Below are 17850 nucleotides of genomic sequence, written 5' to 3'. Positions count from 1 at the left end.
GTCCGTTTGTGACGGCAGGTTGTGCGCTTTCAGCTGCCCGGTTGCTGCACTATTTCCTTAGTGGCTTCTTATTCGAAAAACCCCATGGGAGTTAGTGACATATGCCTGCACTGATCGAACCCACCGGTTTGCCCCGCCCGGACGTTTCTCCTGCCCTGGCGGCGGAATGGGCGGCAGAGTTTTTCGCCGTGGACGTCACGGCGGTGAAAGAGCTGGGCAGCCAGCAGGACCGGAACTTCCTGCTCACCACCGCCGCCGGGCACCGCCGCCTGCTGAAAATCAGTAATCCGGAGTTTTCCCGGACCGAGATCGAAGCGCAGAACGCGGCAATGCAGCGCCTCACCGGTGCCGGGTTTTCCACGCCGCTGCCGCTGGAATCGGTGGCCGGACAATTCGTGGAACTACCGGTGCTGGACGGAAGGGAGCATTGCCTGCGGCTGCTGACCTTCGTGGAGGGCACCCCGGTCATTGACCGGAAGTATCTCAGCCCGTCCCTCCGAAGCGACCTCGGGAGCTGGCTGGGCCGGACCAGCCGCGCGCTGGCGGGCTTCCAGCATCCAGGCCTGTCCCGGTCCCTGCAGTGGGATCTGCGGGCCGGCGAAGAAGTGGTGACCGCGCTGGTGTCGTTTGTCCGCAGCAGCTGGAAGCGGGAGCTGCTGGTTGCCACGCTGAAGCGGGTCACCGCCGCGCTGGGCCCGTTGAAGGACCAGCTGCCCGTCCAGGCGGTGCACGGGGACATGACCGATGACAACGTGGTTTATGCGCTCACCGCCCAGGGCATTCCGGAGCTGGCGGGAATCATCGATTTCAGCGATGCCATGTACAGCTGGCGGGTGGGCGAACTCGCCGTCGCCTGCGCGTCATTGTTCCACCACGAGCTGTCCCCCGGCAGCAGCGGCAATCCGCTCACCGTCCTGCCGATGATCCGGGCCTTTCATGAGCAGGCCCCGCTGTCCGACGCCGAGATCCAGGCACTGTGGCCGCTGATCGTCCTGCGCGGCGCCGTGCTGGCGGTCAGCGGCGAGCACCAGACCGCCATCGACGCCGGCAACGACTATGCCTCTTCGGCGCTGGACCGGGAGTGGGCCATGTTCGAGATCCCGGCACGCTATGACTGGAACGCTGCCGAGGCGGCCATCCGGCAGACGCTGGATGTCCCCGGCACCGGGAGGCACACACTCCCGCAACCCGCCTGGTCTCCCCTGCTGCCCGGCCTCGGCACCCCGGCCGCCGTGGACTTCGGCTGGGACAGTGAAGACTTCGACAACGGGTCCTGGCTGAACGGCGCCACCGAAGAGGAACGGATCCTCACAGGCGCCGCCGCCGGCGGCTCCCCGGCGGTGACCCGCTTCGGCGAAGCCCGGCTCACCCGCGCCACCGCGCACAGCACGGGCGAACCTGCGAATGTGGCCCTTGGCGTCGAGGTCCATGCCCCGCAGCCCTTGGCCGTCCACGCGCCGTTCGCCGGGACCGTCACCGTCTCCGGCACCCCGAACGGAACGCTGCGGCTGGAAGGCGGGGACTTCGCCGTCGTGCTCTCCGGCGCCGTGCTGGATCCCTCGGTCAGCAGCGGCCAGGCCGTGCAGTCCGGCCAGCGGATCGGGCGGAGCGGACCGGACGGACTCTGGATCTGGCTCCTGACGCAGGGAACCTACCCCACTGCCGGGGTTCCGCCGCGGTTTGTCCGGGCCTCTGAGTTCCCCGGCTACGCTGCCACGCACCTCGATCCCGCGCAGGTGCTGAGCGGCACCCGGGCCGAGGCACCGCCGTCGTCCATCACCGGTACTGACAGCCTTCTGGAGCGGCGCAACCGTTCCTTCGCCGCGCTCCAGGCGCACTACTACGACGCGCCGCCGCGGATTGAACGCGGTTGGAAAGAGCACCTGATCGACACCTCCGGGCGGCACTATCTGGACATGGTCAACAACGTCACGGCGCTGGGGCACGGACACCCGGCGGTGGCGGAAGCCGCAGCGAAGCAGTGGCGGCTGCTGAACACCAACTCGCGGTTCCACTACCAGGCCGTGGCCGAGCTGTCCGAGCGGCTGCTGGCCCAGGTGCCGGATTCCCTGGACACCGTGCTGCTGGTCAACAGCGGATCGGAGGCGGTGGAGCTGGCCCTGCGGCTGGGCAAGGCGTTCACCGGCCGGGAGGACGTGCTGTGTGTGCAGGAGTCCTACCACGGCTGGTCCCTTGGCGCCGATGCGGTGTCCACCTCCGTTTCGGACAATCCGCGGGCGGCTCAGACGCGGCCGGGCTGGGTCCACGCGGCGGACGCCCCGAATGCCTACCGCGGCACGCACCGCGGCGAGGGTGCGGGTGCGGCCTATGCCCGCGATGCGGTGGCGCTGCTGCAGGAACTGCACGACGCCGGCACCCCGGTGGGTACGTACATCGCCGAGCCGCGGAACGGCAACGCCGGTTCCATCGGCACCCCGCCGGGGTACCTGGACACAGTGTATGCAGCGGTGCGGGCGCAGGGCGGGGTGTGTATTTCCGACGAAGTCCAGATGGGCTACGGGCGGCTGGGAAGGTACTTCTGGGGTTTTGAGGAGCACGGTGTGGTGCCGGACATCATCACGATGGCCAAGGCGATGGGTAACGGCCATCCTCTCGGCGCGGTGATAACCCGGCGGGAGATTGCCGAGGCCCTCTCCTCGCAAGGCTCGTTCTTCTCCTCCGGCGGCGGCAGCACGCTCAGCAGCCGGATCGGAGTCACGGTGCTGGACGTGATCTCGAAGGAGCAGCTGCAGGAAAACGCCGGGGCCGTGGGCCAGGTTCTCGCTGAGGGATTCCATTCGCTGATGGACCAGCATGCGCTGGTTGGCGCGGTGCACGGCATGGGGCTCTATCAGGGGGTGGAGTTTGTCCGGAGCCGGGAGACGCTGGAACCGGCCGGGGAGGAAACCCTGGCGGTCTGCGACCGGATGCGTGAGCTCGGCGTGATCGTGCTGCCCACCGGAGACCGGCAGAACATCCTCAAGGTGAAGCCGCCGCTCTGCTTCACCGCGGAGAGCGCCCGGTTCTTCCTCGAGACGCTGGACCAGGTGCTGACGGACCGGTGGTGAGCGGCATGCGGGAAACCCTTGACAACCCGTTCATCCAGGGGCTGTCCTACCAATAAGACCACCGTTCGAGCAGGTTCCGTTCCGTTCGAGCAAGGACAGATTATGCCTGGGACATATGTCATTGAAGCAGCACACGATCCAGTGGTTTTCTCGGACAGCCCAGACTCTCCGGCCGCTGAGTTCCTGGTTGAGGAAAGGCCGCGGTCCATCCGGGATCTTTACCGCCTGGGGATCATCCACCCAGCAATTCCAGAGGAAGATCTGCACGATATCCAGCGCAGTCTGGAGCATTCCGTGGTGCCCGATGTGGTTTTTTCCGAGGGGAACCACGGTGTTGTATCGTCGCGCAGTGCTGAGGGCGTTGCGCCTATTCCGCCTGAGGCCGTGATGACGCGGGACGTGATCAGCCGCGCGGCCGCGATGCTAATCGCGCGTGGCCACCCGCCTGTCCTGGCAAAGCTGACCGCGGAGAAAGGGGCGCGGTTCATTTCACCGCTCCGCGACGTCTTTCCGGTGTGGAGGGAGGTCCGGTTTCCGAACCTGGACTTGGAGGTCCGTGGCCTGCTGGTTCTCAAGCGGTCAATCAATGCGCTGACGGCTCTCAACGTGAAGTTCCATAAGCACGGCTGGATTTTCCCGGAAAGCAGCCATTTCCTCCTGACCTGCAACGAGATGGTCGGTGTTCCCGGGAAACCCTGGGAAGTTCCGCTGGTGCTGGAGGAAATGAGCAAGCCTGGACCGCACCCGCCCATCGCCGGCTACACGGACCGTCTCTCCGTAGCGGAGATTTCCGCACGTGCGGAGATGGTCACGGCCACCTGGCGCTGAACTCCCAGCGACACCATGCCTACCTGGAACAGGAGAACATCATGGGCGGAATCGACAAGCGGGGAACGGACGGCGGAGAAGGAGCGGCCGGCGCTGCCGGGGGTGACGGCCCGGCGGGTCAAGAGGGGTTCGAGGCTGTGTGCAGCGGCTGGTTCTTCGTCGGAGATACCGGTGCCACGCGCGGTGGGCGCGGCGGGGACGGTGGCGCAGGCGGGCCCGGTGCGGATGGCCTGCCGGGCGGCAAAGGCGGCACCGTTGAACTGCATGTACGGGTCCTTGGCAGCGATGTAGTCGTCGATGCTTCCGGCGGCAATGGTGGTAAAGGCGGTAACGGAGGCAAAGGCGGCAAGGGCGGAACAGGCGGCAAGGGAGGCAACGGCAACGACTGCGAGCCCGGTGCCTACGGTGGCGGAGGCGGGAACGGAGCGCAGGGCGGGGTCGGCGGCAAGGGCGGTGATGCCGGCGCGGCCGGCGACATCCTGGTCTTCTATGTGTCCGACCAAAGCGGCGGCCAGAGCGTCTTCAAGGCGAAGTCGGGAGACCCCGGAAAGGGCGGAGACCCGGGTCCGGGTGGAGATGCGGGAGTCACCGGTAAGAACGGTGAGAGGGGCGACTTCAGCCACGCCACCACCGATCCAGGCCAGCCGTCCATCCCCGGGGTCGCGGGTCCCAGCGGTGCTCCCGGCGCCAAGGGCGCACCGCGTGATGACAAGGACAAGGTCAAGTTCCAGCAGGTCACGGAGGTTTAGCCGCCGCACTTCCCAACGGTGAGTGCCTCCGGCGGAAATGCGTGTGCGGAGGCCGGGTTCGGTGCGCAGGCTGCCGCGGGTGCGGGGTCCGGGCCTACCCTGAACAGGGAGGTTCCGGACCGGGCGACCCGGTTCCGTGGCCGCCCGACAGGCGAAGCCAGTTTCAGTGCGTCGCCGGAAGAGGGAGCATCGACATGTGCACAGGCATTCGGTTCGGCAGCGGCAGCCTCTACCTCGCCCGCAATCTCGACTGGACGACCGGCTACGGCGAGCGGGTGGTGGTCACGCCCACCGGGTACACCACCAGGTCTCCGTTCGGGGCGGTGCCGGAAATCCAGCATGCCGTCATCGGGATGGGCATCGTGGAGGAGGACACACCGCTCTACTTCGACTGCGGCAACGACGCGGGCCTGGCCGTTGCCGGCCTCAACTTTCCGGGGTACGCGGAGTACGCCCCGGAACCGGCCGAGGGGGCGACGAACGTGGCCGCGTTTGAATTCCCGCTCTGGGTGGCGTCCCAGTTCGCCAGCGTTGACGAGGTCGAGGCGGCGCTCGGCAACGTCGTCATTGTGGACAAGCCGATCAACGAGAAGTACCCGAGCTCCCTGCTGCACTGGTTCATCGGTGACTCGAAGCGCGCAATCGTTGTGGAGTACACAAGCGACGGTCTGCACGTCTACGATGACGACGTCGATGTCCTCACGAACCAGCCCGGTTTCCCCTGGCACCACGAGAACCTGCGCAACTACCTCAATGCCTCGCCGGAGTTCCCTGAGAAGGTTGTGCTTGGCCGGGCGGATCTGGCGCCGTTCGGCTCGGGGTCGCTGATGCGGGGGATCCCCGGCGACTACTACTCGCCGTCGCGGTTTGTGCGTGCGGCTTACGTCAACGCGCACTATCCGGAGAAGGCGACCGAGGAAGCGAACGTCAGCCGCGCATTCCACACCCTGCAGCAGGTTGCGATGGTGGAGGGCAGCGCGGCCATGGGATCGGGCGAGTTTGAGAAGACCATCTACACCGGGCTCTTTTCCTCCCGGACGATGACCTACTACTGGAACACCTATGACGATCCGGCGATCCAGCGCGTTGCGATGGCCGACCATGCCACCGATGGAACGGAGCTGGTGGTCGCCTAACCCCCGAAGCCACGCTGAACCCAGCGGTCTAAAGTACCTCAGAAGGATTTCCCGCGGACTCGGATTCGCCGGCACCAGGGGGCGTCGGCTCTGGAGGCATCCGCCACCGCGCGCCAGGTCCTTGAGCTGCCGCTTCGTCCTGGGGGTTGAGGATGCCGCAGGAGGACATTGAGAGGCATCCGCATCCAATGCAGTCCTCCAGCGACCTGCGCAGCTCCTCCAGTTCGCTGATGCGCTGGTCAATCCGGGCTTTCCACGGCTCGCTCAGCTGGCCCCATTCCTTCGGTGAGGGAGCGCGTTCCGCCGGCAGCTGGTTCATCGCGGCTTGAATCTCAGCGATAGACAGTCCAACCTTTTGAGCTGCCGCGATGAACGCCAAACGTCGAAGGACACTTCTGCCATAGACCCGGCGCCCGGCTACGCGTTGTCTGCTGGAGACCAGTCCGCGCTCTTCGTAAAAGCGAACCGCTGAAACCGATAGACCCGATCGTGCCGCGACCACTGAAATCGGCAGCAGAGTTTCCGGCTTGGTTTGCTTCATTTGACGAACGGTACCGGATAAAAGTTTGCGCTCAAGTTAACTTGAGCGCATACGATCGCCGGCATGCCTGCCCCCATTCAACTCTCCTATATGCAATCCCTGAAGAACCCCCGTTTGGCGTCATTCCTGGCCGGGGACATGCTCTCGAGAATCGGCGACGGAATGACCCTGGTCGCCCTGCCCGTCCTGGCCCTTGAGCTGCGCGGCACCTTGGCACCTGCTTTTGTGCTTTCGATGGTTTACGCCATTCCCCTGCTGGCTCCGCTACTGGTCAGCCTCTGGTTCGGGCTGGGCACCCGCCGTTTCGCCCCGGGAGCCGTAGTGGCTGCCGATGCGCTGCTGCGCTCGTTCTTCTACGGCATTGCGGCGCTGCTGGCCCTGACCGGGGCCCTGTCGCTGGGGTGGCTCGTGGCGCTGCTCAGCGCAGGTTCCCTCCTGCGGCTGCTCGCCGCGAGCGGAAGACGCTTGTTCGCCCTGAACCTCGTGGGACCGGCCGGGTCCTACGCCGTCAATGGCATGATCGGCACCTCGCTGGGCGTAGGAATGTTCATTCTCGGTCCCGTTTTCGGAGGCCTCTCCCTCACTTCCGGATCGGCGGCGCCAGCCCTGCTGTGCAATGCGGGTACGTATTTAGTCCTGCTCGCTGTCCTCTGGGCTGTGAAACGGCACCATTCCGGCGCCATCCCGTCCGCTCCAACCACCCGTCCTGGCAAATCCGGGGTCGCGATTCTGCGGTCCCAGCCACAGCTGATGCAGTTATTCTGTGTGTTTTTTGTTTTCGATCTTTTTTACGCGCCGGTGGAAGTGGCCCTGCCGCTTTTGCTTATGAACGACCTCGGCCTGCCCTCTCCAGCACTCGGCACTCTCTGGACGTCGTACGGCATCGGCGCCCTGTTGGGAGCGCTCTCGGTGAACTACCTCCGCCGGCTTCCCGCGGTCCCCCTGCTGCTGGCCGTCATCGTTGGCTGGGCCTTGTCCATGGCGGCTCTCGGAATGGCAGCATCCGGAACATCCGCGTTCCTTATCTTCGCTATCGCCGGACTGGTATATGGGCCGTTCAATCCGCTCGTCTTCATTGTTCTTCAGCAGCAAGTCCCGCCGGAGGAACAACAGCCGGTGTTCACGCTCTGGACCGCTGGCATCACGCTGGCCATGCCACTTGGCCTGGCCCTTGCCGGCCCCCTTGTCGCCGTCGCGCAAGCACGTGGATCCTCTCTCGGCCGCAATATCCCTGGGCCTGGCGATCTGTTCCCTCTGGATCCTGCGGAAACAACTGCGCCGGAAAACCGCAAATGAACCATCAACCGGTCAGGTGCTGCGGAAACCCAGTACAAACAGGTAGGCCCTGGTGCGGAGATTCCCACGGGTCGTGACGAAAGTGAACTCTTGGGACCACACAGGCCTCTTGCGTAAACGATGCCTGGGAAGCTGCGCACACCCAACGCCTATTCCGGGCGGCGACCATCCGTCCTGGGACAAATCAACCGCGGTGGGACTTCCCTGCCGTGGCGCCGCGCAGGAATGTCCCAAAGTGGCGGGGCCGTCCCAAATCGACTCGTCGAACTGACGGGCGCTTCCGACCGGCAATTCCTGGGTGCTGTAGGGTGGCCGGAACGTTAGGTCGACGTCGACCAGCCACAGTCTCCCCCAGGACCACCAGCTGGCACGCAAAACAACTGGGAGGCTGTATGCGCGCGAAAGTCCTGTCTGTTCTTGGTGTGGGCGCCCTGCTGCTCTGCGGCTGCACGCAGGCCGCATCGGTGCCTGAACAACCGCGGGTAACGCCGGCGCCGGCTGATCTTCGACTTCCCACGCATCCGGCCGGCGAAACGTTTATAGGAGGCATGGCGGGGTCCGGTTCAGCCTCAGGTGGGTACGGTCCAGCTGGTGCGGCCGTCGCCGTTTACCTTGCTTGCCAGTCCGAAGGCGAACTGACAGTGAACGTTGCCAATACCGGAAAGACCACCGTCCCCTGCGGTACTTCGGAGGAACCGACCCGCACGGTCTTCAAACTGGAGTCCACGGTAGCCGCCCTTTCCATCGACGTTGAGCCCGACAACTTACTGGCCTGGGGCCTCACCGCGACGGACGCCGGAGGATAAAAGCTAGGGTGGATGAGGGGCGGCACAGCTGCGGACAGCCCCGGATAAGGACGCCAATGGAACTCGACGATCTCCTCGCCGCCCTGAACGCCGGTGAAACCATAACCGCCGGCTCACCCCTGCACGAAACCATGCACCACGCCAGCCAGCAGGCCCTCCTAGTCACCGCGGAACTCAACACCGGCTACCACGAACCGGCCCGGGTACGGGAACTGCTCTCCCGGCTGACCGGGAGGCCGGTGGATGAAACCGTGGCCCTGTTCCCGCCGTTCTCCGCCGACTTCGGCAGGAACATCACCCTGGGCAAACGGGTCTTCATCAACTCCGGCTGCCGGTTCCAGGATCAGGGCGGCATCACTATCGGCGATGACTGTCTGATCGGGCACAACGCCGTCCTGGCAACGCTCAATCATGACCTCTCGCCCAGCAGGCGCGCGGATATGCACCCGGCTCCAATCACGCTGGGCCGGAACGTCTGGCTCGGTTCCAACGTCACGGTGCTGCCCGGTGTGAGCATCGGGGACGATTCCGTCGTGGCTGCCGGCGCCGTGGTGACCAAGGACCTGCCAGCCCGTTCGCTGGCGGTCGGCGCCCCTGCCCGCGTGGTCCGGTCGGTGGAGGACTAACGTTCCGCCGGCGTGAATTGGCTCAGGGAACGACGGCGGCCCTCCGCAGTGCGCGGAAGGCCGCCGTCGTTGACTAGGACAGCACGCGGCTAGGAAACCGGAGCCAGCTCCGGGTAGTCCGTGTAGCCTGCGGCACCGTCGGTGTAGAAGGTGGCGTAGTCCACTTCGTTCAGCGGCAGGTCTTCCTGCCAGCGGCGGGCCAGGTCCGGGTTGGCGATGGCGGGACGGCCGACGACGACGGCGTCCGCCAGGTCTTCGGCCAGGAGGGCGACGGCGTCGTCGCGGGTCGTCATCACGCCGAAACCGGTGTTCAGCAGTACCGGACCGCCGAAGCGGCGGCGCAGCCCCTGGACCAGGTCATCGGCCGGGTCCTTGTGCAGGATGCTCAGGTACATGGGCTTCAGCGGCGCAATGCCGTCCACCAGGGCGTTGTAGGTTGCCAGCACGTCCGCGCGGTCCGTCTCCAGGACACCCTGGATGTTGTGTTCCGGGGAGATGCGGATACCGGTGCGCTCGGCGCCGATGGCCTCGGCCACCGAATGGAAGGCCTCGATGATCAGCCGTGCCCGGTTCTCCGGGGAGCCTCCATAGGAGTCGGTGCGCTGGTTGGTGGCCGGAGACAGGAATTCCTGCAGCAGGTAACCGTTGGCACCGTGCAGCTCAACGCCGTCGAACCCTGCCTTCATGGCGTTCATGGCAGCGGCCGTGAATTCCTGGACGACGCCGGGAAGCTCGGCTTCGGTCAGGGCGTGCGGCACCGGGTAGGGCTGCTTGCCCTCGTAGGTGTGCGCCATGCCTTCGAGCGCAATGGCGCTGGGGGCGACGGCACCGCGGCCGCCGTTGATGTTCTCATGTGCCACCCGCCCGGAGTGCATCAGCTGGGCCACAATCCGGCCGCCGGCGGCGTGCACGGCGTCCGTGACCCGCTTCCAGCCGGCCACGTGCTCCTCGGTGACCAGGCCCGGCATCCGGGTGTTGCCCTGGCCGGTGAAGGACGGGTAGATGCCTTCGCTGACCATCAGGCCCAGCGAGGCCCGCTGGCGGTAGTAGTCGACCATGATGTCGGTGGGCACACCTTCGAGGTCTGCGCGCATGCGGGTCAGCGGGGCCATCACCAGGCGGTTGGGCAGTTCCACGGCGCCGAGTGTCAACGGAGTAAAGAGGTTCACTGAGGGTTCTTTCTGTCGCTCGCCTCAGGGCTGATCGTGTCCTGGGCTGAAAGTTGTACATCAGAACAAGCGGCAGGGGTGGCGGGGATATTCCGGATAGCGGGGGAAGTCACATCCGGCGCTGTGTCCGCGGCCCGCAGGTGACACGATGCACCGGGCCGCGGACGACGGGTTAGAAGGCGCGTTCGGCCACGTTGACCCGGGCGGCCGAGTCCAATGCGGACCGGACCTGGGCTGTTGGCGTTGGACCGGGTTCCGAGCTCATCAGCTGGTCATTGGGTGTGTTCTGATCCGCGAGGTAAACGCGTGTGTAGCCTGCGGAGTCAGGTTCAAACCTCCAGCTCTCGGCGAGCGTTCCGGCGTCGACAGTGTCAAAGCCCAGCCGGCTGACGATGGCCGCAGCCTCCGCCTTGGCCTGCTCGTCGTCGGAAGCCAGAGGCAGCGCGGATCGGTCACCGGCATCCTCGCCCCTGGCCAGCAGGGGGAATGTGATGAGCGAGGATGTTATTAAACGCCTTGACGTACCGCGCTCCGGGAACCCATCCCTGCACCAGTTCGCTGGTCGTGACGGTGCCGTTGTCGAGTTCGGCAATCCGTCCGTCCCGGGAGGGGTAGTAATTGCTCGTGTCTATGACCAGCTTGCCCTGCAGCAGCCCGGTTGGAAGATCCCTGACCGCTTTCAACGGAATAGAAAGCACGACGGCGTCGCCCAGTTTTGCGGCATCTTCCACCGTTACGGCGCGGGCCAATGGACCCAGCTCGGCGACCAGGCCCTGCAGCGATTCCGGCCCCCGCGAGTTGGCGATGACGACGTTCATGCCTGCCGCGACCGCCAGCCTGGCGACCGCCGATCCAATGTTGCCGCTTCCGATAACTCCAAGTGTGGGCATGCGACTTCCTCCGATTGTGTTCAGCTCTATAGTTGCCGGCCGCCTTCGCCGGGCTGGTTGTGAAGGGAACCCATGGCACGGCGGGCATATTCCCTCAGTCCCCACTGGGCGGTTCCGGGCGCCGCAGCCCCGCCGCCCCTATAAATGCGTCAGATGCCGGTGCTAGCGTGGATCACGGATTGAATCACTGCAGGGCTGCGGCCGTGCAGGAAGGAGATCGACATGACCCGGCAACTCCACGAGTTTGCAGACCTCTACCGGCGTAAGGGTCCCTGGTGCCTCGCGTACGTAGATGCTTCAGCGGGGGCCACGGACAGCTTGGAAGCCGCGGAGGTCCGCCCGGGCGACGTCAGGAAGGCCCTGGCCAAACAGGGTGCCCCGCCCCAGGACCAAGAGGCCGCGGAAACTGCGGTCCTGCCGGCGGACGGATACCCTTCCCCGGTGTCACGCTTCCTCCTCGTCCAGCAGGGCACGGTGGCATTGAACGAGGTGCTGCCCGGTCCGCTGGTGGTGCCGGAACGGGTGTCGGTGGATCCCATCCCGGATCTTTTACCGCTGCTCAAGCACCGCCCCGAGGAACTGCCCTACATTGTCGCCGAGGTTTCCCGCGAGGATGGTGAGATCCGGCTGCAGTATGCCGGCCGCAGCCGTCCCGCCTCCGTTCAGGACGTGGAGGGCGAGACTGAGGACATCACCAAACTGCCGGCAGGCGGCTGGTCGCAGGACAAATTCCAGCGGCAGACCGAGCAGATCTGGCGGCGCAACGCGGACCAGGTCGCCGAAGCGATCGACCGGATCGTAGACAGCAGCGGAGCCCGGCTCATTGTGCTGGCCGGTGACGTCCGGGCACGGGGCCTGGTGCTGGATCAGCTCGCTGAGGCGCACAAGGGCCTGGTCAGCATGATCGATTCCCATCCCCGCCCGGCGGGAACCTCCAACGGGCATTTTGAGGACGAGGTCCAGGAACGCGTCGCCTTGTTCTGGGCCGAAGAGCAGGAGCAGATCATGGACCGGCTGGCCCAGCAGGAAGGGCAGGCCAATCCGGAATCCGCCATGGGCTTTGGCCAGGTGCTGACCGCGCTCCAGCAAGCCCAGGTGGAAATCCTGATCCTGAACGACGGCGCCCTGGCCGACCGCCAGCTCTTCGCCCTCGGCGCCGAGCCCTGGGTGGCCAGCGCCGAGGAACAGACACTTGGCGCGGAGGTCCTCGGCAAGGTTCCCGCTCCCGCGGCTTTGGTCCGGGCGGCCGCCCTGACCGATGCCAGTCTGCTGCTGGTGCCCGACGGCGTCCTGCCGCATGGCACCGACGCCGCCGCACTGCTGCGCTGGCCGACCGGACCCGAGGCTCCGGGAAACAAAGCTCCCTAGCAGCCCGGTCCTATGAGGCGGCTGCCCCAGCAGCGACGAGGGCGAAGGTGAAGATCGTCCAGTCGTTAAGCACATGGGCTCCCGTGGAGACGAGGATGTTCTTCGTCCTTATATAAGCGAGGGTGAGGACGAGCCTGGCGGCTCCAATGACGACGAACGCCTGGGCGAAATTCCATCCGTAGGTGGGAAGGTGGGCGGCCCCAAACCAATGAGCGGTCACCAGCCATGCGACGATCACGGAGGTATTCCTCGAGAGCTTGGCCTTGGTGAACAGGAGGTACATGATGGCCAGGAACGGCAGGATGGTGAAGACCTCCTCACCGAAGAGCTGGATACCGGTCCCCACGTAGAAGGCAGCAACTTCCGCGGGGCCTCCTTCGAGGACGTTGTCAGTGGCGGGGTTTGCATTGGCACCGAAGACAGCCATAACAATGAGACCCACTGCGGCCGAGACAGCAAGGTTCAAGAGCCAGAAGATGACCATGGTCAGATAGTCGACACCCGTTAGTTTTTTGAACACCGACGTCCAGTAGCGTCCGGTGAAGCCAATGAATACTGCCAATGGAATCGCCGGGAACAAGATCCGGGGAATCAGTGACTGGATACCGTTTGCAGCGGGAAAAAATAACAGAGTGGCGAAGCCTGCTACGCAGGCAAGGATGATTACACCCCATTTCCAGCCGGCTACGTCAGTGGGTTCACCGTCGTAGTAAGGGAAATCGCGGCCATCTGCCCGTTCAATGAGGCGGCCAAACCGTTGCCCCTCGTGGGGTTTGATTCCTGACGTCACGGCGTCTCCTCAGCAGTTTTGGACCGGGCATTTTATTCAGTAATTCCACGGATAAATTACTAGGAGTATGCACGGCGCCGCTAGCCGTCGCACGGAAACGCAATCAAACATCCTCGAAGGAAAAAGCGGACCTGAATTCCAAACGATCCCTGTAGTCGCTCCGCCCCCGCGCAGGGCGCAGGAGACGCATGTGTCGGCGAAGGCGGGTGCGGGGACAAAACGGGCCAGGCCAGGTCAGGAGAATTTGTGGACGCTGTATTACCTGCCCCGAGACTCAGATTGCGTGCGTGTGGGCGGACTCATATAGTGAGTTAGGCAAGGCAAGCCTAACCCCGGTTGTGGGGTCAACGCGCTCAGCCGCCGCAATGGCCTAACCCGGTTTTGGTTGGTCCCGTTTCCTTTTCCTTCTGCCCTTAGGTTTCCCATGCCCCGGAGAAAAACCCCTCACCCCGAGCTGGCGGGCACCTTGGCAGCAGGCAGTAAGCCCACCACGGCGCTGAGCGGCGAGCAGATGATGCTGAGCTACGGGAAGGACGCGGTGGTCCACGGCGTCTCGTTGACGTTCCAGCCCGGGCAGGTCACGGCGCTGGTTGGCCCCAACGGCAGCGGAAAATCGACGCTGCTGCGTTCCATGGCACGGCTCCACAGGGTGGACAGCGGGCAGATCACACTCAGCGAGATCGAGGGCGGCGGCGTATCCAACGCTGGCGGCGGGAACGACGGCGGCAGGATCGCCGGCGGCAAGCGTGCCGTATCGGCGCTGACCTCACGTGAGTTCGCCCGCGAGGTGACGCTCTTCTCCCAGTCGCGGCCCGCGCCCCAGGGCCTGACCGTCAGCGAAGTGGTGGCATTTGGCCGGCACCCCTACCGGCACCGGTTCGCCGGACTTTCCACAGCTGACCATCAGGTGATCAACCGGGCAATGGCCGCCACCGGCGTCGATGACATGGCCGGCCGGTCTGTCAGCGAGCTGTCCGGCGGGGAAGTCCAGCGCGTCTGGCTGGCCGCCTGCCTGGCCCAGGAGACCGGCGTCGTACTCCTGGACGAACCCACCAATCACCTGGACCTGCGCTACCAGATTGAGATCCTGGATCTGGTCCGCGGCCTGGCCGATGAAACCGGCGTCGCCGTCGGGATCGTCCTGCATGACCTGGACCAAGCCGCCCGCGTAGCCGATCATCTGCTGCTGATGTCCGCCGGCCGCATTCACGCCGCCGGCGACCCGCTGGATGTCCTCACCGAACAGAACATCCGCGTGGTCTACGACATTCGGGTTGAAGTCAGCATCGAGCCTGGCACCAACCGCATCCGCATTGACCCCGTGGGCCGGCATACCGCCCGCGGCCGGTCCGCCGTCCGCATTTCATCCTAATTACCCCACCCGAGAGGCACCCTCATGACCCGACTCCGCCCATTGGCCGCCGCAGCATCGATGCTGGTTGCCGCTGCGCTGACCCTGTCCGCGTGCGGCACCACCGATGTGGAGGAACCGGCCAACGCGGCCACGGCCGCCTCGTCTGAGGCCTGCGCTGCCGACACCACCACGACGGCGGCGGGCCCGGTCTCGCTCACTGACGGCGTCGGCCGCACGGTGGAGCTGGAGAAGCCGGCCGAGCGCATCGCAGTACTGGAATGGCAGCAGATCGAGGACGCCCTCACGCTGTGCGTTACGCCGGTCGCTGTCTCCGACGCTGAAGGCTACGGCACCTATGTGAGCGCCGAAACGATCCCGGAGGGCGTCGCTGATGTGGGCACGCGTGGGGAACCGGACCTGGACACGCTGTACGCGGCGGATCCTGACCTGATCATCGTGGAGGCCTTCAGCGCCGACGACGAACTCATCGCCCAGCTTGAGGAGCGCGGTGTTCCGGTGCTGGCCACGCTCGGTGCCGACGGCGCCGATCCGATCGGGAACATGAAGAACGTCTTCTCCATGATCGCCGAGGCCACCGGCCGTACCGACCGGGCCGAGCAGGTCCTCACCGACTTCGATAACCACCTGGCCGAAGCGAAGGAGAAGGTGAAGTCCGCCGGCCTGGCCACCACTGATTTCCTCTTCTTCGACGGCTGGATCGAAGGCGGCAACGTCACGATCCGCCCCTACGGACAGGGCGCACTCTTCACCGCCCTGGGCGAAGAGCTGGGCCTGACCTCGGCCTGGACGGACGAAATCGATGCCAGGTACGGCAGCGGCGGGGTGGATCCGGCCTACGGACTGGGCCAAACCGACATCGAAGGCCTCACCGCGGTGGGCGATGCGAACCTCTTCTACGCCAACGATGAAGAAGCCGGCAGCTACGTTTCCGAACTGGAAAAGAACCCCATCTGGGCCGCGCTGCCGGCCGTCAAGGAAGGCCGCGCCTTCGCGTTCCCGGCAGGTGTCTGGGGCGCCGGCGGGCCGCTGTCCAACCAGCAGGCGATCGACGCCTACGTTGACGCCATGCTGACGGAGTGAATGCACCAACCCACACGCAGGACCTCACTGCTCCGCAGGCCCGCACCGCGGGTCTGCGGAGCAGCTTGCGTACCACCTTGCAGGACACCGCCGGCGGCGCCGCCGTCCTGGCGGTCCTGGTGCTGGCGGTTGTTCTGGTGGGTGCCTGGCACCTGACCCAGGGCACCTCCGGAGCGGGCCTGTTGGACCTGTGGCGTCTGTTCCGCGGGGAACCGGAGACAGTGGGCGGTGTGCCGATCGCCGATGTGCTGGTCGGCTCGCGGCTGCCGCGGCTCTTTGCCGGTATCGCTGTGGGCTTCGCCCTCGGAGTGGCCGGAGCGCTGCTGCAGTCCGTGACCCGCAATGCGCTGGCCTCCCCGGATACCCTCGCTGTGACCGCCGGCTCCTACTTCGCGCTTACCGCCGTCGCGGCCTTCGGCCTGTCCGTGCCGCTGTGGGCGTCCGGAACTGTCGCTTTCGTGGGCGGGGTGCTGGCCGCCGCCATCGTGCTGGGCCTGGCCGGACGCTCGGTGGGCACCGGAACCACCCGGCTCATCCTGGCGGGCTCCGCCATCGCCATGGCGCTGGACGCCGCGACGGCGATGCTGCTGATCCTGTTCAAGGAGAACACCACCGGTCTGTTCGCGTGGGGCAGCGGATCGCTGGCCCAGCTGAACCTCGATGCCTCGGTCCGTGCCGCCCCCGTGATCATTGCGATGCTCTGTGTGGCGCTGCTGCTCTGCCGCCGCCTCGATGTGCTCAAGCTCGGCGATGACACCGCGTCCTCGCTGGGCGTTCCCGTCGCTTCGACCCGTGTCTTTGCAGTGTTCTGTGCGGTGCTGCTGACGAGCATCTCGGTCACCCTGGCCGGTCCCATTGCGTTTGTGGGGCTCGGCGCCCCGGTGCTGGCCCGGCTGCTCGCGTCGCGGGCCCCCGTGCTGCGCCGGCACCATTTCCTGCTTCCGGTGTCCGGACTCCTGGGAGCGCTGCTGATCCTCCTCGCGGATGCGGTGCTGCGGGGGATCCTCGGCGCGGAGGGTGCCAGTTCGATTCCCACCGGTGTCCCGACGGCGCTGCTCGGCGCCGTCCTGATTGTGGTGCTGGCGATGCGGATGCGCGATTCCGGTCCCATCGCGATGCCCCCGCAGGGACGGCTCGGCGTCCGGACCCGCCGCCGCTTCCTGATCGCCCTCGCCATTTCCGGCCTGCTGCTCCTGGGCGCTGTCCTGGTGGGCCTGCTCGCCGGAAGCCTGTGGCTGCGCACCGGGGACCTGGCGCTGTGGCTGAACGGTTCCGCGCCGGATCTGATTGGCCGGGCGCTGGATGACCGCCTCCCCCGGGTAGCCGCAGCGGTGCTGGCTGGAGCGGCCCTGGGCCTGGCCGGATGCGTGGTGCAGGGAACTGTCCGCAACCCGCTGGCCGAACCCGGGATCCTGGGCATCACCGCCGGCGCGGGCCTCGGCGCGGTCATCGTGGTGACCTCGGGCATCGGCGGCGGACGCCCGATGCTCATCGCCATGGCCGTGCTGATGGGCCTGGCCACGTTCGCGCTGATCGCCCTGCTGGCCTGGCGCGGCGGGCTGCTCCCGGACCGCTTTGTGCTGGTTGGCATTGGCTGCGGATACGGCCTGACGTCGTTGACCACGCTCCTGCTGCTGCGCGCCGACCCGTGGAACACCCCGCGCATCCTCACCTGGCTCTCCGGCACCACCTACGGACGGACCCTGCCCGACGTCGTTCCGGTGGCCGTGGCGCTGCTGCTGGCCCTGCCGCTGGTGTTCGGTCTGCGGCGCCGGCTGGATCTGCTCGCGGTCGACGACGACACTCCCCGCATTCTGGGCGTCCGGCTGGAGCGCTCCCGCCTGCTGCTGCTGGGCACTGCGGCGGTGCTGGCGTCGCTGAGTGTTGTGGCCATTGGCGCGGTTGGTTTTGTGGGGCTGGTGGCCCCGCATCTGGCCCGGTTTATTGCCGGTGCCCGGCATTCGCGGCTGATTCCGCTGTCGATGCTGCTCGGTGCGGTGCTGGTGTCCGTCGCGGATACGTTGGGGCGGACGCTGATTGCTCCGGCGCAGATCCCGGCCGGGCTGATGATCGCCCTCATCGGCGCGCCCTACTTTGTCTGGCTGCTGCGGCGGTCACGCGGGTGATC

General features: G+C 66.1%; 16 protein-coding genes. 11 read left to right on the top strand and 5 right to left on the bottom strand.

From position 1 onward, the window contains the following. Positions 1 to 101 precede the first annotated feature (101 nt). Both H9638_RS02385 and H9638_RS02380 read left to right on the top strand, forming a co-directional pair. Complete coding sequence (locus H9638_RS02385) at positions 102 to 3068, top strand: aminotransferase (protein ID WP_191745571.1); 2967 nt, start codon at positions 102 to 104, stop codon at positions 3066 to 3068. A gap of 102 nt (positions 3069 to 3170) precedes the next feature. Continuing rightward, positions 3171 to 3896 carry a hypothetical protein gene (locus H9638_RS02380; RefSeq protein ID WP_191745570.1) on the top strand — a complete coding sequence of 242 codons (726 nt, stop codon included), beginning with the start codon at positions 3171 to 3173 and terminating at the stop codon, positions 3894 to 3896. Here H9638_RS02380 and H9638_RS02375 read toward each other — a convergent pair. Continuing rightward, entirely contained in the window at positions 3827 to 4399 is a 573-nt protein-coding gene (locus H9638_RS02375; RefSeq protein WP_191745569.1) for a hypothetical protein, read from the bottom strand. The two genes, H9638_RS02380 and H9638_RS02375, sit on opposite strands and share 70 nt — an antisense overlap. On the opposite strand from H9638_RS02375, the gene H9638_RS02370 reads away from it, so the two are divergent. Together H9638_RS02370 and bsh are read left to right on the top strand one after the other, a co-directional pair. After that, positions 4388 to 4645 (top strand): hypothetical protein, encoded by a 258-nt coding sequence (locus H9638_RS02370; protein WP_191745568.1) that lies wholly within the window; start codon positions 4388 to 4390, stop codon positions 4643 to 4645. The two genes, H9638_RS02375 and H9638_RS02370, sit on opposite strands and share 12 nt — an antisense overlap. Before the next feature lie 194 nt (positions 4646 to 4839). Beyond that, entirely contained in the window at positions 4840 to 5781 is a 942-nt protein-coding gene (gene bsh, locus H9638_RS02365) for a choloylglycine hydrolase (protein ID WP_191745567.1), read from the top strand. Positions 5782 to 5809: 28 nt separating this feature from the next. Here the strand turns inward: bsh and soxR are convergent, their stop codons facing one another. Further along, positions 5810 to 6322 carry a redox-sensitive transcriptional activator SoxR gene (soxR, locus tag H9638_RS02360; RefSeq protein ID WP_191745566.1) on the bottom strand — a complete coding sequence of 171 codons (513 nt, stop codon included), beginning with the start codon at positions 6320 to 6322 and terminating at the stop codon, positions 5810 to 5812. Between the two features lie 63 nt (positions 6323 to 6385). On the opposite strand from soxR, the gene H9638_RS02355 reads away from it, so the two are divergent. The 3 genes from H9638_RS02355 (at position 6386) to H9638_RS02345 (ending at position 9050) form a co-directional block, all read left to right on the top strand. After that, positions 6386 to 7618, top strand: a complete 1233-nt coding sequence (locus tag H9638_RS02355) for an MFS transporter (protein WP_191745565.1) — start codon at positions 6386 to 6388, stop codon at positions 7616 to 7618. A 641-nt stretch (positions 7619 to 8259) separates the two neighbouring features. Then, complete coding sequence (locus H9638_RS02350; RefSeq protein ID WP_191745564.1) at positions 8260 to 8424, top strand: hypothetical protein; 165 nt, start codon at positions 8260 to 8262, stop codon at positions 8422 to 8424. 56 nt (positions 8425 to 8480) lie between these two features. Further along, the gene (locus H9638_RS02345) at positions 8481 to 9050 is read left to right on the top strand and encodes a sugar O-acetyltransferase (protein WP_191745563.1); all 570 of its coding nucleotides are present in this window, start codon (positions 8481 to 8483) and stop codon (positions 9048 to 9050) included. 89 nt (positions 9051 to 9139) lie between these two features. Here the strand turns inward: H9638_RS02345 and H9638_RS02340 are convergent, their stop codons facing one another. Continuing rightward, positions 9140 to 10219: an alkene reductase gene (locus tag H9638_RS02340; protein ID WP_191745562.1), complete on the bottom strand. Its 1080-nt coding sequence runs from the start codon at positions 10217 to 10219 to the stop codon at positions 9140 to 9142. Positions 10220 to 10671: 452 nt separating this feature from the next. Next, positions 10672 to 11109 carry an NADPH-dependent F420 reductase gene (locus H9638_RS16730; protein WP_225216882.1) on the bottom strand — a complete coding sequence of 146 codons (438 nt, stop codon included), beginning with the start codon at positions 11107 to 11109 and terminating at the stop codon, positions 10672 to 10674. A gap of 222 nt (positions 11110 to 11331) precedes the next feature. Here H9638_RS16730 and H9638_RS02330 point away from each other — a divergent pair, with 222 nt between their 5' ends. Continuing rightward, on the top strand, positions 11332 to 12477 hold the full coding sequence (locus H9638_RS02330; RefSeq protein WP_191745561.1) for a baeRF2 domain-containing protein: 1146 nt from the start codon (positions 11332 to 11334) through the stop codon (positions 12475 to 12477). A gap of 10 nt (positions 12478 to 12487) precedes the next feature. Here H9638_RS02330 and H9638_RS17040 read toward each other — a convergent pair whose 3' ends face one another. After that, the gene (locus H9638_RS17040) at positions 12488 to 13267 is read right to left on the bottom strand and encodes a CPBP family intramembrane glutamic endopeptidase (RefSeq protein WP_191745560.1); all 780 of its coding nucleotides are present in this window, start codon (positions 13265 to 13267) and stop codon (positions 12488 to 12490) included. 424 nt (positions 13268 to 13691) lie between these two features. Here H9638_RS17040 and H9638_RS02320 point away from each other — a divergent pair, with 424 nt between their 5' ends. From H9638_RS02320 to H9638_RS02310, 3 genes are read left to right on the top strand one after another with little or no spacing between them, the layout of a single operon-like run. After that, positions 13692 to 14639 carry an ABC transporter ATP-binding protein gene (locus H9638_RS02320; protein ID WP_318241752.1) on the top strand — a complete coding sequence of 316 codons (948 nt, stop codon included), beginning with the start codon at positions 13692 to 13694 and terminating at the stop codon, positions 14637 to 14639. Positions 14640 to 14663: 24 nt separating this feature from the next. Next, on the top strand, positions 14664 to 15722 hold the full coding sequence (locus tag H9638_RS02315; RefSeq protein ID WP_191745559.1) for an iron-siderophore ABC transporter substrate-binding protein: 1059 nt from the start codon (positions 14664 to 14666) through the stop codon (positions 15720 to 15722). Beyond that, positions 15719 to 17848: an iron ABC transporter permease gene (locus H9638_RS02310; protein ID WP_191745558.1), complete on the top strand. Its 2130-nt coding sequence runs from the start codon at positions 15719 to 15721 to the stop codon at positions 17846 to 17848. The genes H9638_RS02315 and H9638_RS02310 overlap by 4 nt, the downstream gene beginning before the upstream one ends. Positions 17849 to 17850 lie beyond the last annotated feature (2 nt).

The sequence above is a fragment of the Arthrobacter pullicola genome (assembly GCF_014836875.1).
Taxonomy (GTDB): domain Bacteria; phylum Actinomycetota; class Actinomycetes; order Actinomycetales; family Micrococcaceae; genus Arthrobacter_B; species Arthrobacter_B pullicola.
Note: the sequence above shows the minus strand (reverse complement) of the source record. Positions and strands in the feature narration are given on the sequence as shown.

Excerpts from the sequence above, each read along its gene's own strand:
- H9638_RS02385 (WP_191745571.1), top strand. The coding sequence starts at position 102 with ATGCCTGCACTGATCGAACCCACCGGTTTGCCCCGCCCGGACGTTTCT.
- H9638_RS02380 (WP_191745570.1), top strand. The coding sequence starts at position 3,171 with ATGCCTGGGACATATGTCATTGAAGCAGCACACGATCCAGTGGTTTTC.
- bsh (WP_191745567.1), top strand. The coding sequence starts at position 4,840 with ATGTGCACAGGCATTCGGTTCGGCAGCGGCAGCCTCTACCTCGCCCGC.
- soxR (WP_191745566.1), bottom strand. The coding sequence starts at position 6,322 with ATGAAGCAAACCAAGCCGGAAACTCTGCTGCCGATTTCAGTGGTCGCG.
- H9638_RS02355 (WP_191745565.1), top strand. The coding sequence starts at position 6,386 with ATGCCTGCCCCCATTCAACTCTCCTATATGCAATCCCTGAAGAACCCC.
- H9638_RS02345 (WP_191745563.1), top strand. The coding sequence starts at position 8,481 with ATGGAACTCGACGATCTCCTCGCCGCCCTGAACGCCGGTGAAACCATA.
- H9638_RS16730 (WP_225216882.1), bottom strand. The coding sequence starts at position 11,109 with ATGCCCACACTTGGAGTTATCGGAAGCGGCAACATTGGATCGGCGGTC.
- H9638_RS02330 (WP_191745561.1), top strand. The coding sequence starts at position 11,332 with ATGACCCGGCAACTCCACGAGTTTGCAGACCTCTACCGGCGTAAGGGT.
- H9638_RS02320 (WP_318241752.1), top strand. The coding sequence starts at position 13,692 with ATGCCCCGGAGAAAAACCCCTCACCCCGAGCTGGCGGGCACCTTGGCA.
- H9638_RS02315 (WP_191745559.1), top strand. The coding sequence starts at position 14,664 with ATGACCCGACTCCGCCCATTGGCCGCCGCAGCATCGATGCTGGTTGCC.